This window comes from Asticcacaulis sp. MM231 (genome assembly GCF_964186625.1).
Classification (GTDB): Bacteria; Pseudomonadota; Alphaproteobacteria; order Caulobacterales; family Caulobacteraceae; genus Asticcacaulis.
On sequence record NZ_OZ075108.1, the window covers coordinates 1,202,576 to 1,221,961 of the forward strand.

Consider the following 19,386-nt stretch of genomic DNA (forward strand, 5'->3'; position numbering starts at 1 on the left):
CTGCTGGGCACATTTTACCTAGGATTATGTTTTCATTACTTTTTTGTCATTCATGCTGGTTCATCAATAGGGCTGAATTACGTCTGAATACGGACGATTAAAACGCGGTTCGCCTTATACGGGGCCGGACCGTGTTCATATGGCCTTAATCGGCCGCAAAGACCTCAAAAAGACCCCGTAATCGCCTCACGAAGGCCCGTTCATATCACCATATTAGCTCCAGACGACAACATGATCGTCGGCCCGCATCCTCCCCGATGCGTGACCAGTTCAAACTTTGGAGCACATATTATGAAGACCCTTCTTATCGCTACCGCTGCTATCGCTACTCTGGCAATCGGCACTGCTGCTTCCGCTCAGGAGGTCGGCAAGGTGTACGGTTCGGTTGGTTATTCGCAAACCGACAATGACAAGACCGGCGCCAATCTCGGCAGCCTCAATGCCCGCGTCGGCACCAAGATCACCCCGCACTTCGGCGTTGAAGGTGAAGCCAGTTTCGGCACCAACGACGACAAGATTGCCGGCAACAAGTACAAGCTGACCAACAAGGCCGCTGTTTACGGCGTAGGTTATCTGCCGGTTTCGCCGAGCTTTGATCTGATTGGTCGCGTTGGCGTTTCCGACACCGACCTGAAGGCTCCGGCCTCGGCAGGTAAGTTCGAGCAGGGTACGGCCCTCGAATACGGTGTCGGTGGCCAGTACCACATCAATCCGGAATATTCCGTCCGCGCCGACTACACGCGCTCGGATTTCCAAAGCGACAAGGGTAACGCCGATACGGCCACCCTCAGCCTCGTGAAGCAGTTCTAGTTCCCCCTCCCTGGAACGCTTCAACGCATGCGCCCCTTGCCCCTGTGGCAAGGGGCGCTTTCGTTTTAGGGCTTTCCACATCTGGCCTTTGGGTATAAAGGGCGCAATCGCATATTTTGACGCCGTTTGAGTCTTTATGAGACTGCCGCGTCACAACAGAGAGGCCGTATGGCAAAAGAAGAGCTTTTAGAATTTCCGGGTACTGTGATCGAACTGCTTCCCAACGCGACGTTCCGCGTGAAGCTGGAAGAAAGCGGCCACGAAATTATCGCCCACACTGCGGGCAAGATGCGCAAGAACCGTATCCGCGTGCTGGCCGGCGACCGCATTCTGGTCGAAATGACGCCTTATGACCTGACCAAGGGTCGTATTACCTACCGCTTCAAGTAAACCTGATATCGTGGCTGAGCGCGTTCCTTTCATATTGGCCAGCGCCAGCCCGCGCCGTCGCGACCTTCTGGCTCTGATCGGGCTTGTGCCTGATCAGATCGTGGGGGCGGATCTTGACGAATCTCCCCTTAAAGATGAAACACCAGCGCAACTGGCGCTGCGTCTCGCTGTGTCGAAAGCTCAGGCCGTAGCCAGCTCGACTCCTGGCTTTGTGCTGGCCGCCGATACGGTGGTCTGCGTCGGCCGCCGTGTGCTCGATAAGGCCGAAACCACCGAGGATGTGGCCGCCTGCCTCAAGCTGCTGTCTGGCCGTGGCCACCGCGTCTATACCGGCGTGGCGGTGGTGAACCCGGCCGGCAAGCTGTCATCACGGCTGGTCGAGACGCGCATCAGCTTCAAACGCCTCAGCGCCGCCGATACAGCCGCCTATCTGGCCAGCTGCGAAGGCATCGGTAAGGCGGGCGGTTACGCCATCCAGGGCCTCGCTGGAGCTTTTGTCACCCATCTGGTCGGCAGCTATACCGGTGTCATGGGACTACCCCTCTATGAGACGCGCTGTCTTCTCGAAGGTTCTGGCCTGCTCGAAGGCGCGGGTCTTAAGGCGTGATTACGCTCCACCACGAGAGCCGCTTCGGACTGGCGCGCGGCGCCATCTGCCTTGATGGCCGGCCTCATATCTATCTCGAAGGTTATGACCAGGACGCCGCGCTCAATCTGCTCGGTGTGCGTTCGGTAGCGCGTCTGAAAAGCAAGTCGGGCGGCGTCGCTTTCCTGACCCTTGCGGATGGCGCCGAAGCGGTGCTGGATGCCCCGCAGGAGGCGCTGGCGAAGCTCAATGAAGGGGACGCCCTTGAGGTCACCATCATCGCCGAGGCCCGCCAGGACAAACTGGCCCGCGCCAATCTGCTCGCGCCTGCTGAAGGTTCACCGCGCCGCCTGTCGCCGGTGCTGAGTTTGAGAGAGCGTCTGCTGGCCCGCGCCACGGCCGCTTTCGGTGACCTGCCTGTTGCAGCCGTCGATGATCCGGATACGCTGGGCGAGGCCGAAGACGCGGCGCTCAATCCATCCGGCCCTTTGTCCGAAGGCGGCTACCTCAGCGTCGAGCGCACCCGCGCCCTGATCGCATGTGATATCGATTCGGCCGGTGGGGAGGGGATGGCCACGCCCAAGGCCTTCGCCAAGGCCTGCAATGAACGCGCGGCCAGCGATATCTCACGCCGCCTGCGCCTGTCCGGTCTGGCAGGTCTGGTGGTGATCGACCTGATCGGCAAGCGCCATGACGCCGATCGTCTGCGCCAGCTTCTGCAATCCGGTTTTGGGCCTGAGGCCGATCGCCTTATCATTGGCCCCGTTGGCAAGTTCGGCACGCTCGAATTTGTCCGTCCGTGGGGCGCCTGTCCGCTAATGGACGCAAAGCCGGGCTTGCGCGCCGCGCACAGGTTGCTGCGCGAGGCTGTGAAGCGCGCACAGAGCGAGCCTGGCCGCTTGCTGACCTTGCGCGCGCCGGTCGGCACACTAGATATTATCCGTCCGCTGCTGGCGGCTTCCCATGATCCGCTATCGGCGATCCTGCGTCTGGAAGCGGCCGCCAAGTCCGAGGTTATCGTATGATCCGCAAATGTACCCGCTGCCAGAAGCCCTATGGTGAGGCCATCGAAGGCGTGGTCAGCGTCGCACCCAGCTATGCCCCCTTCTGCTCAAAGCGTTGCGCCGATGTCGATCTGGTCCATTGGCTGAAGGGCGACTACGTGATTGATGGCGCCGGCGGCCTTACCGTCAGCGAGGAAGACGAGGGCGCAGCGCCCACTTCGCCGCATCTGCCCTACGATGATGGGGATGAATGACTATTTTTCGGAAATCCTTGCCTTTTTCGGCTGGACAAGCCGATTTAGCTCACCTATAGACCTGCCTCCCGACCGAGGTGACGCTGATTTAAAGTTACTCGTTTGAAGGCCTGGATAGCTCAGTTGGTAGAGCAGCGGATTGAAAATCCGCGTGTCGCTGGTTCGAATCCGGCTCCAGGCACCATTCCCCCTTCCCAAGACATCCCCCAAAATCTAGCAAACCCTTATAAAATATGGTATTGTGGGGCTTAACAGTCCTGTGGCGTCCCACGAGATCCCAGAAGATCCGACGGTTTTTGGGTACAATTTGTGGGTAGCGCCGAGGACGCCTTGGACGCTACCCACATGTCTCTCTCCGATCTAACAATCAAAGCAGCTAAGCCCAATTCAGACAAGGATTACAAACTTGCCGATGGGGGCGCCTTGTTCCTGATAATTTCTAAATCAGGGAGCAAACTGTGGCGGTTTCGCTACCGGTTTATGGGTAAAGAAAAAATGCTCAGTCTGGGCAGCTATCCAGACGTCGGTCTGAAGGCTGCAAGGGAGCGCCGCGACGAGGCTAAAAAGGTCCTTGCGACGGGCGTCGATCCGAGCTTCGAACGCAAGCGGCAATCGATCGCAGCCTCAATCCTAGCGAACAGTACGTTCATGGGTGTCGCCAAAGAATATATCGAAAAACTCGAAGCTGATGGTATCGCCGAGGCGACCAGAAAGAAAACGAATTGGTTGGCTTCGCTGTTGGAGAAAGACCTCGGGAGCCGTCCGATTGCACAAATTGAACCCTATGAAGTGGTCTCGGCCCTGAAGAAAATTGAAAAACGAGGCAATTACGAGAGCGCAAAACGTGCGCGATCTTTCGCAAGTCGCGTTTTCAAATTTGCCATATGGACGGCACGCGCCAAGGTTGACCCTGCGGCGGACGTCGGCGGTGCGCTAAAATCGCCTAAGGTCGTTCATCGCGCCGCTATCCTCACGCCAGAAGGACTGGGAGGGCTTTTGAGGGACATCGAAGGTTTTGAGGGGCACATGACGACCCATGCAGCTCTTCGCTTGTCTCCGCATGTCTTTGTGCGCCCTGGTGAACTCAGACATGCAGAATGGCCCGAATTTGATTTTGACAAGTGCTGCTGGCGGATACCGGCGTCGAAGATGAAGATGGGAATAGAGCACGTTGTCCCGCTTTCACGACAGTCTACGGCGATTTTGCTGGCGATCCGTGAAATCACGGGCGAGGAAAAATATGTATTCCCGTCAATTCGGACGGGCGATCGCCCCATGTCCGAAAATACAATAAACGTTGCACTACGCCGTCTTGGTTACACATCGGACGAAATGACCGGCCACGGCTTCAGAAGCACAGCCAGCACCTTGTTGAATGAATCGGGGAAGTGGCAGCCCGATGCGATTGAAGCCGCGTTGGCGCATCAGGACAAAAACAAGGTGCGAAGCAGTTACAACCGGGGCCAATATTGGGCTGAGCGAGTGGCTATGGCGCAATGGTGGTCAGATTATTTAGACAGTTTGCGCGAGGGAAACTCAACTAAAAGGCGGATCGCTTAAACAAAGGTGGGCGGCGGCACGTAACGTACCCGCGTATAAAAAAATTTATTTTACAATGAGGTACAAGGAGAACGTCTCGAAAGACAAAGACCCAAGTTGACCGCGTGAAATGAGACCCGCGCCATCTGCTGTCACTTCACGATCGAGTTCAGAGCTTTGTCGTTTTTGCCGAACCATACCTCCATTACAGGAACACCCTTTAGTGCGCCCTTGTAGCCCTTTATAAGAGTTGCATTGACCGGATGGAGCAAAAGGCCTTCCAGTTCCGTTGACACTTGCCGGGCGCTTGTGGCTTGTGCGGCGTTGAAGTAACGCACGACCGTCTCATCAGGTGAATTTGCTACCACCTGAATACCGCTGATGACCTTAATCCCTGAAAGTGTTTCGCTGATTTTATCACCAATTTGTGCTGCCGCTATTGTCTGGTCTTTAACTGCGACTTGGATATAGACTGTGGTCAGAGTGTCTGAGGCCTTGTAACCTTCGCACACGACGATGCTGACATATTCTTTCGTTTGCTTTGTGGTGATATGACGTCTCAAAGTCGTGTTGACGTCCGACATAACCATTGTTGCCCATTCTTTTTCCGCCGGATTATTGGAATCAACAAAGATTCCGGTGTCGCTCCGGCGATAGCCTGGTTTGGCATTGACTGCGGCTGGCAGGGAGCGAACACGGACAAGACCAAGTCTATATCCAGATAAGCTGAACGGTGATCGTGCCCGTTCAACGAGGCCCTGGCCAATCTTTAAGGCCTCATCTTTCCGGGCCGCGGACCTTGGATCGCCGTCACACCAGAAGACGTCAAAGTTCATCGGCCGCAAACTGATGTCGTTCGGTTCAGTATGGGGCGGTGCCGTTTTATTCACTGGTTGAATTGATGCCGGGGCTGTTTGAAAGTTCAACTTGATCAGGCGCACTGACCCATCAACTGGTTTTGAGGAGGGATTGCTTACATACATGAGTTTAGGATGAGCGCGTGTAGCCCGCGCCAATGGCGGTGCGCCCGTCGAGCCGAAGCCTAAAATGATCGTCTCGGCGACATTCTGATCCCATTCTGCGCGAGCACTGGGACACCCCTGAATACAGTAGGTTGGCGGATCAATTATTTGATTAACCCAATCTGGATCTTGATGGTACCCTGTTCGCCGCAATACGTTCGATTTTACTTTCGTACCGAACACGATCAAGTTGTTGGTGTCTACCGGTTTGGAGATGGCGAGCGAATTTCGAATTTGATCCAGGGTAGCGATCAATTCAGCTGTAAAAGGTGACAACTCTTTCCCCACCCCTGTTCGTGAAGGCGTGCCGTCCTGAGTGGAAAATAGGTAGCTCACCCCTGCATCCTTCTGGACCTTTGTCGGGTAACTCACCTTTATCCCTACTCTGTGAAGCTCTTCCTCGATCGGATTGTCTCGACACGCGTCGAGCAGAATGATGACAGATTTTGAGTATGGGCTCTCCAGGTGAGCAAACGGCTCGGCGATATCGACGCTGTTTCGAACGTACTGATGCGTATCCGGGTCGGTCGTATCAAACCTGATCCGCTTTGTCGCCACGGCTTCGGCAGCTAGCTTGACGGCGTCGATATCGGTATTCGCGCCGAAAATATAATTTTTATTGCCGGCCTGGATGCCATGGCCGGTGTAGTAAATCAGAGCGAAAGCGCGCGGTGTCAAATTAACCTTGTCCTTAAACTTCTGGATGGCTTCGTAGATCTGATCATTCGTGGCATCGCAAGGTAGTTCAAACACGTCTGTCCAATAGTTCGCTCTTAAGGCTTCCGCTACAGCGTGAGCCTCGCTGCAGGAGTTCTCCAGCCTTGGGAGGCTTCCCAACTCCGTGTATTTTGGGCCAACTCCGATAATGAGTGCGAACCGGTTTGGCTCCAGCAACTCAGACGCGCCGGCGTCTGGTTCCGGGTCGGCGCTGGCGCTGTCAGTAAGCATAAAGGCGATGGCGAAAAGAGCACAAAGGCATGCGCGAAAAGTCATGTTCGGATTTGCCCCCGGTTGAGCATTGACGAAAGGTTAACGCGAGTTTAATACGTTCTTTGGTTGCATATAACAACGTTTTCTTTTCTCGAAATAACTGATTGGGGATTGCTATGAAGGTCAATATTTGGGCGAGTGTATGCATAAGTGCTATTTTGTCAGTGACTTATGGCGCCCACGCGCAAACTGTTCAGTATCAGGATTTAATGGACGATCAATCGAGAGAGCAACTGGCTGAGTACGACCTTGAGGTGCGCGGTTTACAAGCCAATAAACAGGTGAAAAGCACCTTTGTGTTCCCTGCCGATGCGAATGATGCGGTTTATGGCGTTGACGTGTCACACCACAACGGCACAGTGACTTGGCCAACCCTAGCCAAGTCTGGCGTCAAGTTTGCCTACATAAAAGCTAGCCAAGGTGCTGTATATCGCGACCGCACTTTTTCCGCACATTGGTCGGCATCTCGCTCGGCCGGTATCCGGCACGGCGCCTATCATTTTCTAAGTGCCGGGGTAGATGGACAGGCGCAGGCCGGGAATTTTCTAGGATATTTGAAATCCGTCGGCGGCTTGAAAAAAGACGATCTTGTACCAGTCCTCGATATGGAATGGGATGTGGGTACCTGTGCAGATGGAAGCAAGACTGCTGATCGCTGGGATTGTCCTGAAAATAAGGGGAAGGCCGGTGATGTTGCAGCGGCCTGGGTTGAGGCTGTCAAACAGTTCACAGGCAAGACGCCAGTGATCTATACTGCAAAATCCTGGTGGGATGTGCACGTCGGAAAAGACAAGAGACTACAGGACGTCGGTATTTGGATTGTCGATGTCAACTTGCAGCAGGACCGGAAGAAAGACCCAGTGTCTGTGGCGAAGCATCCCGTGCGGGCTTGGCAATTTACAAGCATCGCTACTGTCGAAAAGCAGGGATTCGATGCAAACAAGCTCTTGGATGCTGATTTCTCAAACATCTCGTTTGAGCAGGATGTACCCGTGTGGCCTGACGCAAATTGAGCTAGCCATTCACCAGCCGGTTTCGTGCCAACATCATACTTGCAGTCTAAGTGTATTGTGGTTCCACCCGCCGTGACTTATTCGTCCTCGAATAGGGTCTTGACGAGGTCGAGAATTTTCGGGAGGGCCGTCACCGACGGATGCGATCAACCGGGCATACAATCGCATCAGGTTCGCTTGAAAGATAATCCATATTCCCGGTAACCTGCCTGTTTGGACGGTGGGAGAACGGCGACGGATAGAGCAGGTGCAGGTTCGCGTCTGGGTTTGCCGGGAGTCCTGCACATGGGCGCAACGAAGTAGATGTAGGTGGTGCCAGGCCACGCCTCGAAGTCTGACCAGATGAAGCTCTGAAACGGGAAACTGTTGCTCGGAAAGCCGGGACGAATGGCAACCTATAGACAAGAGCGTAAATTAAGCTACTTTGGATCGATCACGGGGGCAATAATGGACCATAAGCTGGTAATGGCATTCGGCGCATTTATCGCGCTTGTAGGTTTGGGGCTGTTTATTTTCCATCGGCGAACTGTGACCGACCATGAAATGGAGCTGCCGGGCGTCAAGGTGAAGATCTCGGCGCCGCCAGCGATTGTGGTGTTTATTGCCGGGTGCCTAATCTTCGTGTCGCCAGAGATATTTCCGGCGCTTTTCACTAAGTCGGATCCTGAGAAGTCCAATAATGATAATCGCAAGGCTGCGGCTGAGTCAGCGAGCTCGTCAGAAAGGAAGCCGGACGTTAAACTCGTACAGCCAACCAAAACAACCAGCCGAATTATTCCTGTGGCCGTGCCAATCGAGATGCACGCAGCCGTAGATAATGGCAAGGCACATACTCAAGTGGTTCAGTCTTGGGCGACCTCGTACGTAAACTGGAAGTTTAAAGCGCCACCTTCCGCGGTGTGGAATGTTGATCAGGCTATTTCTATTGTGGAATCCTCGTCATCGAACACAATATCGCTTCACTGGCAATGGGCAGACTTGCCGGAGAACTACTCCTCGCTTTCGTTACGCCACACTTCTGGCGATCAGTACGCGGCGGTCTTTGCCGTTCCCAATGCATTGGAGTTTAAGGGGGCCACGTGCAGTAAAGGTGGTGACGGGAAGTCGGGGTCTTGCACAGCAACGCTATCGCTTCTGCCCGGCAGCGCATTCACGTTCAGACTTTGGAAAAACCATACCGATCAAGATGGTCAGTGGTGGTACGCGTCTGCTTACCAAAAAGGCGCAGACGGCAAAGATGTTAATACCTATATCGGCCAGATCAAATTGCCCAAAGGGGCGGTAGGCGTAGACCCTGTGTCCTTAAAAAACTCAAATACCTATTACGGAGCGCACGTAGACCAATGCCAGGACGTGCCGATATCTAACGTCCGTTTTTCGCCCCCGACCGTGAATACACTCGTTCCAAAACCTCCAGAGGCCTATGCCTCGTTTGCCGCGGCGGAAACTCCGGAAGGTAATAAATGTAAGCTAGGGCGGGAAACGGACGGTGCTTTTACGGTCACTTCGCGGGCAGGTAATGACATTTTTATACGCGTTGGTGGACCAAAATAGTGCGCAACAAAATGCCAATTTAGCGCCCCCTTATTTATTATCAAGATTTTGCGCCAGTTGTATTGCTTTGGACTGGCAGAGAAATAGCGCTTGCCCCCCGTCCATTCATCTAAATCAGTCATTGTTGACTATCACCTACAGTGAAGGGCGGCAAACTCTTCAGATTTCGCGCTATGCACTCTATGTGAAATCACCAACCGTTATGATTGGGAGTTGAGGGCGACAATCGGAGCTATTGTCCGATATTTATTTAACTGTGGCACTAGAAGAGCCGACATTAGTGGCTGATGGGCTTTGAGCAGGCAAGACGGCCGTCTTTGAATTAGGATCTGTCACCAAGTTCACCCCCAAGGATTTGAATAGGCTTTGGGCGGTATCTTGAGAAGTTAGGTAAATAGAAATCATAATTATGAGGAATAGAAAATTAGTTATTAAGCCAATAAGAATATTCCAACCAAAACTGGATAGGGAATTTTTTATTTGATCTGGTTTTACAGCTTTACGAGCGTTATTCAGAAAATTCTTGTCCGCAACAGAGACAAGGCTATTAATAGAAGTCTGAACCAGCAGCGTGCGTTCCAATTCTCGTGCGTTGAGAGACGGATCTGAGGAGCGAAGATCGCTATGGTTGGCTTGATATAGCGACAAAGCTTCGCCAAGCACACCCTCGGTCAACCCGCGTCGCTGTATCTCACTCTGAATTGCATTGAACGCAGCATCCGAAATCACCGATCTCCGCCCCATCTTCTTGCAAGTTCTTCAAACTCAGAATATAAATCAGAATTATTTGCGTGTTCTCTGGCGGAAAGTATATAAGAGAGCAGTCTGCTAAACGATGATATTGTTGTTGGTCGCATAAATTTAAAGCATATATCTTCATCTATTGCTTTGCTGTTTATCAAAAGAGCGATAAATTCCATAGAATTTAAATATTCGATGGCTTTTCTTCTATAAATATTTGTTGATAATTCATTGTGGGAGCTCGAAAACTGTTCGGGCGTTAATTCGGCAAAAACCTCTATTGGAAATATTCGAATATCGCGATACTGAGTAAGGATATCTACGGTCTTTGCGAGGCGTTGTTCCTGGCGCCATGCAGAAAAGGTTTGCGTAAATCTCAATGCTACCAACGCAATGATCATGGACGCCAAGGTTCCCCCAATGGAAATAGTCGCGCCAAGAAGTTCAAAAATATCCATTAAGTTCGCCCACATTTATCCCTCAACTTTTGCGATAAAATTGATGATCTGGCAATAGCCAGATTTTTAGGCAAATGACGTTAAATGGCTGCACATGGGAGAGTGAAGCTGAGGACCAATTTTGTAAGCGACCGTCTAAAATCGTACAGGAGCTTACTGTGGCCTCAATGTCGTTGGATATCAATCTGCTGTTCTATCTGTTGTCGCAGCATCGTATGGACAGCAACTGGGATAGGCGTGTGGATGTTAAAGTCGAGACCATCGCTTTTTATGGTCACCATCAAGGAATATCGGATACGCAGCGCATAAATTTGAGCGTTTCGACGCTCCCTCCACCATCCGAATACTGGTTTGATGCAAATCATGTTGCGAAGGGCCAATTCTGCCCCTACACCCGTCCAGATGTCGGAACGGATTGAGCCGGCCGACACCAGCTTTGAGCCGAGCATCCATCCGGTGTCGCCTTTACGGGGCGGCGATTGCTGGAGCCACTTCCTCCGCATTTACGCGATGCTTGAACGTTGGTTCACTCTCAAGTGCCCGTTTCATATCAAAGCGAAGGCCGTAGGACCGATAATTTTTGGGGATCAGCGGCAGCCGTCCAACCGAGGTTGGGGTCTATGAAGTACGATAAAGTGACCCGAACGGTAAACACTCTACGATCAATTTTTACTCGCCGATGCCTTCACCGTCACACGGCATCGCTGGTCATGACCTGTACGCTCAGCATTCTTTTGGCAATCAATGATTGACTGATGGTTGTCGCGTTCCAGGTTGACGGCTTGCTGTATTGCCGCCCACTGCTCAGGATTTGCAGATGCCATCAATTGCTGGCCAGCCTCCCATCGATCTTTACCTAAAAGCCAAGCCGCGCCATGCTCGGGGAATAGCCTTAAGCATCCAATCGTCAGTATAATGGCAACAAAAGCACCCGCGCCCGCTGCAACGGCGCTGAACCGCAAAACCTCTCGATCCTGGTCGTCGGCCTTTCGAGCGCCCGCAATCCACGCCGACAAATCATAAGTCGTGTCCTTCAGGGCTTTAGCCGCATCCGCGATGGTCCGTTGGTCTTCAGCCCGGGCCTGGTTCCCGGCCTTGCTCATCTCTTGCGCGATTTGCTCAGCGGTCGTGTTCACGATGGGGCGCTGTGTCAGCCAGTCCAATGACGTCGACGCCACTGTCAGGCCATCTGCCATTATACCCAAAGTCTCGCTGTAATCAGGCGCGGCGCGCTGGTCGTCGGCCATGCGCTCGATAACTTTGCGCATCAACGCTACCTCGCGGCGTAAGTCATCGAAGGCCTCTGTCGGCGACTTTGGCTCCGGCTCAAGCTCTGTATTCTCAGTCATGTCTGTTTCCTTTCTGCTACATGCCAATGCTGATGCCGCGTGAAGGCGCAAACCCGATGCTGGCGCCAAGCTCACTCGACAGGCTCCGCTCCATGTCCCATCCGGAGCCGCTACGACTGAGGCCCAGGGCCGATCGGCGGTTGCGCAGGTGCGACTCCATCTGTGGATCGCGCTCTATGGTCTTGGCCATGGCGCCCATCTGATCGCGCAGGCGGTTGGCCGTAGCGGTGTCGCCCGACCGTTCCGCACCGACCCGTTGCGCATCCGTCCGCGTCCAGTCATCGACGAAGCGATCCGCGCGTTTCACCGGATCTGCCCTAATCTCCGCTTCCAACCGCAGGGTTTGGATGGATCGATTTGTGCGTCCGCTTGCGGCCTCGCTGGCCATGGAGGGATCAGCGCTATAGACCCGCTCTAAGTCGTGGACGGCGTGCTTGTCGAAGGCGCTCAATCCCTCACGGGCCTTCTTAAGGGCCGTGGTCTGGTGTGGCAGAACTGGCAGGTCTTTGTCGTGCATACGGAAGATATCGCGCACCGCCCCGGCATGGCGCTGGATGGCGCTGCGGCGCAAAGCATCGCGGTCTTCCCGGTAATCGGTCGGCTTTGGTTGCGGTGTGTTGGATCGTTGCCCTAGGTCCAGGCCATCAAACATGCCGCGCACCTTCTCCGGCACCTGGCGGATGATCTCGACCACACGTTCGCGCAAAGTTATGCCGCGTCGTTCAGCGAAGGCCTTGGCCCCGTCGTGGTCCAGTGCCATATCTTTCGAGCGCTCAAGCGACAGGGTACGGCTAAGCCGGTTCAGATCGTCGAAGTCGTCGCGGCCATAGTGCAGGTCGACACTGTAACGATGGCGGGAGAGGGCGACATAACTCGAATGGCTATCAAGCCCCGGTGTCGCCAGGACATGCACACGGTCGATGGTCACGCCCTGGGACTTGTGGATGGTGACGGCGTAGCCGTGGTCGATGGCGTTGTAGTCCTTCAGATCAAACGCTACCGACCGGCCATCGTCGAGGCGCACAGACATTCGGTTTACATCAACAACTTCCGCCGTCCCCAAGGTGCCGTTCTTGACGCCACCATGCTCATCAAGCCCGCGTTCGTTCTTGAGGAACAGAACTCGGTCTCCGGCTGCAAAGGTGCGATCGCCGCGCTCGACCTTCATCTCTACATCATCGCCTAATTCACCTCTGGCTTTCAGCCGATCACGCGCCAGGGCGTTCAAGACCTGCACCTCGTCATTGGTGTGCGTGAGGATCAGCCGTGAGGCTTCGGGGTTATCAATCCGATCCTTGTCCCAGCGCTCGACCAGCTCCTGCCTGGCATCCTCGCGCGTTTCCGCCTCATGGACATGGCCGTGATCATAATAGGCATGCAGAGCTTGCGTCGTCCGGCCCGTGGCGAGATGGCGGGTGGCGTCGCGCTGCCAGTCTTCGTGCTGACGGCGCACCTGCGTGATCTCAACACCGCCGTGGCGCTCATGGATCGCGCGGAAAGCGGCGCCGGCTTCAATCGCTTGCAGCTGTTCCGGATCACCGACCAGCACGACCTTAGCACCGGCCTCGGCGGCGGCCGACAGCACGCGTTCCATCTGGCGGCTGCCGACCATGCCGGCTTCGTCGACCACCAGGACATCGCGCGACGTCAGTAGCTCACGGCCCTTGCCCCATTGATGCTCCAGGCTGGCGATGGTGCGGGATGGAATGCCGGAACCTGCCTCAAGGTTCTCGGCGGCAATGCCGGACAAGGCGGCCCCTCTGACCGTGTAGCCGGCGTCCTCCCACGCCTCTCTTGCTATGCCCAACATGGCGCTCTTGCCGGTGCCGGCATAGCCGACAACGACACTAAGACCGTCGGCCTTTGTGACATGCGCCAATGCGGCATTCTGTTCACCTGATAGGGTGAACCCGCGCGCCTCGGCCCGCCCCAGCACCATGTCGCGGCTGGCTGTTGAGACGCGATGGTGCTCGCGCGCCTTCATCAGGTCCGCCGCCCGTTGCAGACGCTGTTCGGTCTCGATCATGTCGCGGCTGGTGAAGCGCTCATCGCCACGCCCGTCGTTGCCCAATTCCACCAGATCAGGTGATTGCCGTACGGCGGTCATGACAGCGTTGAACTGATCGGCGCCGTCGGAATGACGGTGCACGAACATGGCCAGGTCACGCTTGGTGAAGGTCGCCTGAGTGTGGGTGATGGCGTCCAAGGCAATCTTCGGGTTGCCGAGTATCCTCTCGCCATTGCGGTAAGCGATATCGGCATGGTCCTCGATGCGCTCGGCCTCAAGCCCTTGGCTTTCCATGCGGCGTGCCGCTGCGCCGATCTTGCTTTGCGGCTCCAGGTCGATGCCTTGCTCTTCGAGTGTACGGTGATCGATACGGGCGTCGATATCGAGCTCGGCAAGACGCTGATTGACATGCTCGGCCCAGGTCTCACGCCAGTGCTCGACCAGCTCAACGCGGTTCCAGTCACGCACCTTGGGTCCAAAGCCGTCTTCGCTGACCTCGCGCATGGTCAGCATGACGTGGGCGTGCGGTTTGGCCTGGCCATCTGCGCCGATGTCCCAATGCACATTGAGGTCGGCGATCATGCCCTGTTCGACAAACTCACGCTCGACAAAGTCGCGGGCCAGGTCGATGCCTTGTGACTGGTTCATCTCACGCGGAATGGCAAACTCGACCTCACGGGAGAGCTGGGCATCCTTGCGTTTCTCGAAGGCTTCGACGTCATTCCACAACCGCTCACGGTCCGACCATTCCGGCGGCGCGTTGTCGGGGAGCATGACCTCGGAATGAACGACGCCGGTCTTGTTGGTGAAGTCCTGGGCGCGATCCAGCCGCTCGTCAAACAATCGGCCCGCCGATCGATAGGCGGCGGCCGCCACGGCGCTGGATCCGGCCGCTCGGGAAATCACTTTGACGGAGAGATGATATATCGCCATGGCGACATACCAATTACGCCGAAAAGCCTACGTCGGCACGACGTATAAGCGCGCCCTCCCAAGATTAAATCTCGGGATGGACCGGGCTGTCTCACCCGGTCTCGGCAACATTGGAGCATATCCAGGCAGCCTATCCTATAATGGTCTCAAGCTCAAATGCAGGAGATGGCTATGCGTAAACCAAGGGACTTCGACGCGGAACTGAAGGCACTGAATGATCGCGCCAGAACGTTGAAGGACAGAAAGGTAAAACAACTGGGCGAGCTGGTCATCGCGACCGGTGCCGACGCGCTCGACATCGACACACTGGCGGGCGGATTGCTGGCCATGGTGAAAGACATCAAGGCTGAACGGAAGGAGGGATTGCGCAAAACCGGGGCGGCATTTTTTCGGGGAGGGGGACCGGAAGAATCTGGGAGAGGGACTGAAGCGAACCCTGCGGCGACAGCAGAAGCTGACGGCCTTACGCAACCGTTTGAACTTAAAGCAGGCGAGAACTGACACGCGGGATTGGGTGATGAAGCGACGCGAACGGACCCGTCATCTGATCGAGCTCGGTGGCTTGGTCATCAAGGCGAAGCTCGACGATCTGACCATGGATGATCGCACGGTTCTGTACGGAGCGTTCCTCACCCTGGCCACGAAGCTCAAGAGCGGGGAGGGGGCAGCCAATATCGAGGTTTGGCGCAAAACGGGAAAGCGAGCCTTTGACACCGAGGCGGAAGAGATTGCGGCGAGGGCAGGTGACGCGCATCGGCGTTATGAGCGGCGTCGACGGTGAAGGGGCGGCAGGTCAGTCTCTTGGAAACTGCCTGCAAAGTGCCGGGCCGTCTGTCGCGCCTCAAGCCCCGGATTTACCGATAGGGTCGGTAAATCCGCCTGACGGTAAAGGGCTTGACCCACGCCAGCCAGCCCGACAAGGGGCCACCATGTCCGTAAGCGGGAGACTGCCCGCTTACGGACAATGAATGACAAGATAGATGGTGATGTCATTGTGCCAGGGCGTCACGGTGACGCGGCGTCAGAATGGATACAGGTGCCTCTAATTGCGGTTAGCCCTTGGACGAAGAAACTTGTGACACGGTGTGCGCTTGCGCCCTGACGGTTGGGTGTCTATTCGGTGGCGTCGGCTAGCGTTATGCGTCCGCACCACAGGAATGGAATACCACTGCATTGATCCATTAGGCGAAGTGGTGCACAAAGAATCCAACACAGAGACAGCCATGAACACCGACAAACTCGATCACCTGCCGGATACCAAACGACGCGAACTCGAACGCGTGGTGAAGATCCTGTTCGACGAGTTTGAGGATGCGACCAAGACGGCGCTGTCCGCAAAGCGCAAGGCCGGGCGCATCCTCAAGGTCATTCTGTTCGGTTCCTATGCCCGTGGCGACTGGGTCGAAGATCGCCTCAGCGGCTACCGGTCTGATTACGACCTGTTGGTGGTGGTCAATGGCCAGGACTTCACCGACCTGCATACCTACTGGGACAAGGCTGATCAGCACTTCATCCAGGAACTGACCGTCACCCAGCATATCAAGACGCCGGTGAACTTTATAGTCCACAGCCTCGATGACGTGAATGATCAGTTGGCCAGAGGCCGACCGTTTTTCTCGGATATCGCCCGCGATGGCATCCTGCTTTACGACGCGCCGGGACATCTGTTAGCCAAGCCTAAGCCACTGACGCCGACGGAAATAAAAGTAGAGGCAAAGGCATACTATGACCAGTGGATACATAAAGCGGGGTACAATTTCCAGCTAGCCAATTACAGCTTAGCCGACGATGAATTGAAGCATGCTGCCTTTCTTCTTCACCAAACGGTAGAGGCACTTTACCACTGCCTGCTTCTCACAATGACTTTGTATAGTCCCAAGAGCCACCGCATCTCTGTCCTTCGCTCTCAAGCGGAAAATCTCGACGACCATCTGAGAGGCATATGGCCGTCCGAAAGCCGCCTCCATCGCCAGGCGTTCGATCGACTGCGCAGGGCTTACGTTGAGGCCAGGTATTCTTCCGACTACCAGGTCACCGATGAAGAGTTGAACTGGCTGGTGGAGCGTGTGTCGATGCTTCAGGAAGCGGTCAAAGTTGCCTGTAAGCGACATTTTGCCGGGCTGGACACTCAGCCTTCACAGCTAAACTCAAGCCATTTGAAGTAAGCCGTAGAATGTTGGGACGTGGTGGGACAATGCTTCACGACAATGTTAACATTCCTATTATTGTATATTCTTTGCTACAGCATCCTTTTCATTCCCGTTGGAAGACTTTCGCGGCTTATCACCCTAAGCAGGCTCTCCGCCATCTTGAATTTTCGCAAGATTTCTATCAATTTACTTGTCAGGTATCTGCGCATCTGGTGAGAAATTGGAGAAGTCCATTGATGTCCCAAGCCGACCGTATAATACGATTGAAAACCGTTCTGGACCGCACGGGTCTCAGTCGTTCGAGCCTCTATCGCAAGATCACAGAGGGAACATTTCCGCAGCAACTGAAGATTAGCGTCCATGGGGCCGGTTGGCATGAATTGAGCGTCAATCGCTGGATCTTGGACCCGGTTGGCTGGCATGATCTCCAGGAGCTCGGAAAATGAATACCCGACCCGTTGTTCCCGATGTGGCGCCCGATAACCTAGACTTCACGTGAGTGCGTTTCGAACGTTCGCGTAAACTCTCGGGTCGCAACGGACTGAAAAATCACCCAATATCCGACAACGGCGTTACATGATGGCAACGGTATGCAAGTTTTGCGTGCGAGTTCTTGCGTTCGCAGTCCTAAAGTGGCTTACTTCTGATTGTGTTTTCATAACAATTAATTCTGACGTCTTGGGGGCATTATGCGCGGATTTGGAGTAATTTTAACTGCCTGTGTTGTCTCATCATTGGCCGGGTGCGCAACCTATGACAGTGGTAAGATTGATTATCGTAAGAGTGAGTTCATGCAGCATCAGGCTGCACTCAACTTTAGAGCATCGCATATGGACGAGTGCTGGAAAGAAGAGCCGCTTGCGGAAAATGTCTCCGACGATCCCAATTGCTCTTTCATGCTTCCCTCGCGCTTGACTGATAAGAACTTTTCCCTCGGCCAACCGCCTGTGAAACCAGGAGATGTCTACTCCATTAGACTAGATCATGGTCTTATTGCGCAATTTTCCGAAAGCCGGAGCTTTAAGCGACTAGGCGCTCCAAAAAACGGGGAAATTGTAATTCTTGTGAACGCTTTCGAATTCGCGGACACGGCCGCCAACGTTGCAGATGTCCACTTTATCGATGTCTTGAAAGATGACCGGGAGGGGGCTCCTTCGCTGGCTAAGGCGCGGGTCGTCTATTACAGTTCCGATGTCGAAGAGGGGCAGGACCTGAATTTTAGCAATATACCCATTAGCGGGCCGGTCAAATATAACGGCCGGCCAGTCGGCATTCAGATCATCGTGCTGGAGTTGGACAGGGTCAGTGCGTCCACAAAGTCCTTGCTAAAAAGCTTGGCGGAACTGGGAAAGGCCAACGTGGCCCCTTCAGTAGTCAATGATACGCTTGTCACACTGGGAACCAGCTTGCTCGATGGAAATCGCGACGACGTGCTGTTCGAATACAGGATGTTGCTGGATAACGCAGACGACCTAAAGGATCAAATCACACCAACCTTTACAGAAGGCCGGTACGTTTACAGACGCGTCCAGCATCGTGAGAGGCCCATGATCTGGAATAACCTGCGGTTAGATCAAAATACCGGGGCTCTTTTCTATTGGGCGGACGGCAAGAGCTACAAGGGGCAAGTGCCGCAACAAGGAAGGGAGCTAGTTAAGAATGAAGCCGTAAATCCAGGCATGATCCGGGTGCCATATACGCTCGAATCGTACTTTACCGTGAATGTCATCAATCATGGTCAGAACGGTATTGTTGGCGAATATGCCTACGAAACTTGGGCGCAGACTTCGGAAAAAATCGATGCGGCTCTGGAAGATCCGACGCTTCCCCCAGCCCAACTAAATCAAGTCATCAAGACAGCTACTACGACCCGTGTCTCTGTCAACACGATGAACACTCTGAATGCACTCAGTGACTCGGTTGTGCAAAAATGGTCAGCGTTCGCCATGATACCAAATGGGACGCCCGGCACGACTGACTATCTGCAGTTTGCCGACTACAAAGCTCAAGGCACGACTGAAGAGGCTCGCGCGCTTTGTAAGGTCGGATGGCAATCGATGCTAGCGACCATTGCCAAGGCGGATGTCGTTGATCAGCAGGCAAAGTTCGCGACGGTTGGTCTAGCCAAGGCTTGGAAAGCCGGAGTAACGATGGCTGGCGGGAAGATCGCGTTGCAGCCGGCCGAGCACGGGGTGCTACTGACCCAGTTGGTCGAAAAGGTGCAGCACCGCTTTGGAGTGTTCTCGGACCCGGCTTACGCAGCCTTTGCGGACAAGGATCTCTTTACGAGCTCATACCTCGCCGATGACGCCAATGCATTAGGGGCTGTTTTGGAAACGATGGCTGACAAACGCAGGCCCGATGTGCCAACGACTTGCGCCGGTCTTTACTAAGCCCATGAAAGGACGCGGATCTTTAAAATAGTCAATTGAATCAATTTTCTATTGAAAAAGCGTGAGGGCGAAAGTACCCCCAAATATTCCCCCAGACAAGCGTGCTAGTGTCTAAGACCTTATTAGGCTATATCGTTTTGACTGTGAATCCATCTGCGTTCATAACAATTCGTCGATTAGGGCACTGCTTGG

19 protein-coding genes and 1 tRNA gene are annotated in these 19,386 nt (G+C 54.6%); 15 read left to right on the plus strand and 5 right to left on the minus strand.

Annotated features, from left to right (window positions below):
- The first annotated feature begins 291 nt into the window (after positions 1-291).
- The 7 genes from ABQ278_RS05980 (at position 292) to ABQ278_RS06010 (ending at position 4,604) form a co-directional block, all read left to right on the plus strand.
- Entirely contained in the window at positions 292-810 is a 519-nt protein-coding gene (locus ABQ278_RS05980; protein WP_349321665.1) for a porin family protein, read from the plus strand.
- 168 nt (positions 811-978) lie between these two features.
- Positions 979-1,200 (plus strand): translation initiation factor IF-1, encoded by a 222-nt coding sequence (gene infA / locus ABQ278_RS05985; RefSeq protein WP_018081608.1) that lies wholly within the window; start codon positions 979-981, stop codon positions 1,198-1,200.
- Between the two features lie 7 nt (positions 1,201-1,207).
- The gene (locus ABQ278_RS05990; protein WP_349322112.1) at positions 1,208-1,807 is read left to right on the plus strand and encodes a Maf family nucleotide pyrophosphatase; all 600 of its coding nucleotides are present in this window, start codon (positions 1,208-1,210) and stop codon (positions 1,805-1,807) included.
- Positions 1,804-2,811, plus strand: coding sequence for a ribonuclease E/G (locus ABQ278_RS05995; RefSeq protein ID WP_349321666.1), 1,008 nt, complete (start codon positions 1,804-1,806; stop codon positions 2,809-2,811). Before ABQ278_RS05990 ends, ABQ278_RS05995 begins: the two co-directional genes overlap by 4 nt.
- A complete protein-coding gene (yacG, locus tag ABQ278_RS06000; RefSeq protein WP_349321667.1) occupies positions 2,808-3,044 on the plus strand; it encodes a DNA gyrase inhibitor YacG in 237 nt (78 codons plus the stop codon). Before ABQ278_RS05995 ends, yacG begins: the two co-directional genes overlap by 4 nt.
- Positions 3,045-3,152: 108 nt before the next feature.
- Positions 3,153-3,228, plus strand: a tRNA-Phe gene (locus tag ABQ278_RS06005).
- Between the two features lie 161 nt (positions 3,229-3,389).
- Entirely contained in the window at positions 3,390-4,604 is a 1,215-nt protein-coding gene (locus ABQ278_RS06010) for an integrase arm-type DNA-binding domain-containing protein (RefSeq protein ID WP_349321668.1), read from the plus strand.
- A gap of 131 nt (positions 4,605-4,735) precedes the next feature.
- Here the strand turns inward: ABQ278_RS06010 and ABQ278_RS06015 are convergent, their stop codons facing one another.
- A complete protein-coding gene (locus ABQ278_RS06015; RefSeq protein WP_349321669.1) occupies positions 4,736-6,598 on the minus strand; it encodes a caspase family protein in 1,863 nt (620 codons plus the stop codon).
- Positions 6,599-6,711: 113 nt separating this feature from the next.
- Between ABQ278_RS06015 and ABQ278_RS06020 the strand changes: the two genes are divergently transcribed.
- Both ABQ278_RS06020 and ABQ278_RS06025 read left to right on the plus strand, forming a co-directional pair.
- Complete coding sequence (locus tag ABQ278_RS06020; protein WP_349321670.1) at positions 6,712-7,608, plus strand: GH25 family lysozyme; 897 nt, start codon at positions 6,712-6,714, stop codon at positions 7,606-7,608.
- 447 nt (positions 7,609-8,055) lie between these two features.
- A complete protein-coding gene (locus tag ABQ278_RS06025; RefSeq protein ID WP_349321671.1) occupies positions 8,056-9,162 on the plus strand; it encodes a hypothetical protein in 1,107 nt (368 codons plus the stop codon).
- Between the two features lie 246 nt (positions 9,163-9,408).
- Here ABQ278_RS06025 and ABQ278_RS06030 read toward each other — a convergent pair whose 3' ends face one another.
- Both ABQ278_RS06030 and ABQ278_RS06035 read right to left on the minus strand, forming a co-directional pair.
- The gene (locus ABQ278_RS06030) at positions 9,409-9,891 is read right to left on the minus strand and encodes a hypothetical protein (RefSeq protein ID WP_349321672.1); all 483 of its coding nucleotides are present in this window, start codon (positions 9,889-9,891) and stop codon (positions 9,409-9,411) included.
- Complete coding sequence (locus ABQ278_RS06035; protein ID WP_349321673.1) at positions 9,888-10,361, minus strand: DUF4760 domain-containing protein; 474 nt, start codon at positions 10,359-10,361, stop codon at positions 9,888-9,890. Before ABQ278_RS06035 ends, ABQ278_RS06030 begins: the two co-directional genes overlap by 4 nt.
- A 158-nt stretch (positions 10,362-10,519) precedes the next feature.
- On the opposite strand from ABQ278_RS06035, the gene ABQ278_RS06040 reads away from it, so the two are divergent.
- Positions 10,520-10,780: a hypothetical protein gene (locus ABQ278_RS06040; RefSeq protein ID WP_349321674.1), complete on the plus strand. Its 261-nt coding sequence runs from the start codon at positions 10,520-10,522 to the stop codon at positions 10,778-10,780.
- A 243-nt stretch (positions 10,781-11,023) separates the two neighbouring features.
- Here the strand turns inward: ABQ278_RS06040 and ABQ278_RS06045 are convergent, their stop codons facing one another.
- Both ABQ278_RS06045 and traA read right to left on the minus strand, forming a co-directional pair.
- Positions 11,024-11,710 (minus strand): DUF6118 family protein, encoded by a 687-nt coding sequence (locus ABQ278_RS06045; RefSeq protein WP_349321675.1) that lies wholly within the window; start codon positions 11,708-11,710, stop codon positions 11,024-11,026.
- A 16-nt stretch (positions 11,711-11,726) separates the two neighbouring features.
- The gene (gene traA / locus ABQ278_RS06050) at positions 11,727-14,651 is read right to left on the minus strand and encodes a Ti-type conjugative transfer relaxase TraA (RefSeq protein WP_349321676.1); all 2,925 of its coding nucleotides are present in this window, start codon (positions 14,649-14,651) and stop codon (positions 11,727-11,729) included.
- A 171-nt stretch (positions 14,652-14,822) separates the two neighbouring features.
- Between traA and ABQ278_RS06055 the strand changes: the two genes are divergently transcribed.
- The 5 genes from ABQ278_RS06055 to ABQ278_RS06075 all read left to right on the plus strand — a co-directional run bounded on the left by ABQ278_RS06055 (position 14,823) and on the right by ABQ278_RS06075 (position 19,194).
- Positions 14,823-15,152, plus strand: coding sequence for a conjugal transfer protein TraD (locus ABQ278_RS06055; protein ID WP_349321677.1), 330 nt, complete (start codon positions 14,823-14,825; stop codon positions 15,150-15,152).
- Between the two features lie 16 nt (positions 15,153-15,168).
- Positions 15,169-15,432 (plus strand): conjugal transfer protein TraD, encoded by a 264-nt coding sequence (locus ABQ278_RS06060; RefSeq protein WP_349321678.1) that lies wholly within the window; start codon positions 15,169-15,171, stop codon positions 15,430-15,432.
- Positions 15,433-15,874: 442 nt separating this feature from the next.
- The gene (locus tag ABQ278_RS06065) at positions 15,875-16,816 is read left to right on the plus strand and encodes a HEPN domain-containing protein (RefSeq protein ID WP_349321679.1); all 942 of its coding nucleotides are present in this window, start codon (positions 15,875-15,877) and stop codon (positions 16,814-16,816) included.
- Positions 16,817-17,037: 221 nt separating this feature from the next.
- Entirely contained in the window at positions 17,038-17,247 is a 210-nt protein-coding gene (locus ABQ278_RS06070) for an AlpA family phage regulatory protein (protein ID WP_349322113.1), read from the plus strand.
- A gap of 345 nt (positions 17,248-17,592) precedes the next feature.
- Entirely contained in the window at positions 17,593-19,194 is a 1,602-nt protein-coding gene (locus ABQ278_RS06075; protein ID WP_349321680.1) for a hypothetical protein, read from the plus strand.
- Positions 19,195-19,386: the final 192 nt, after the last annotated feature.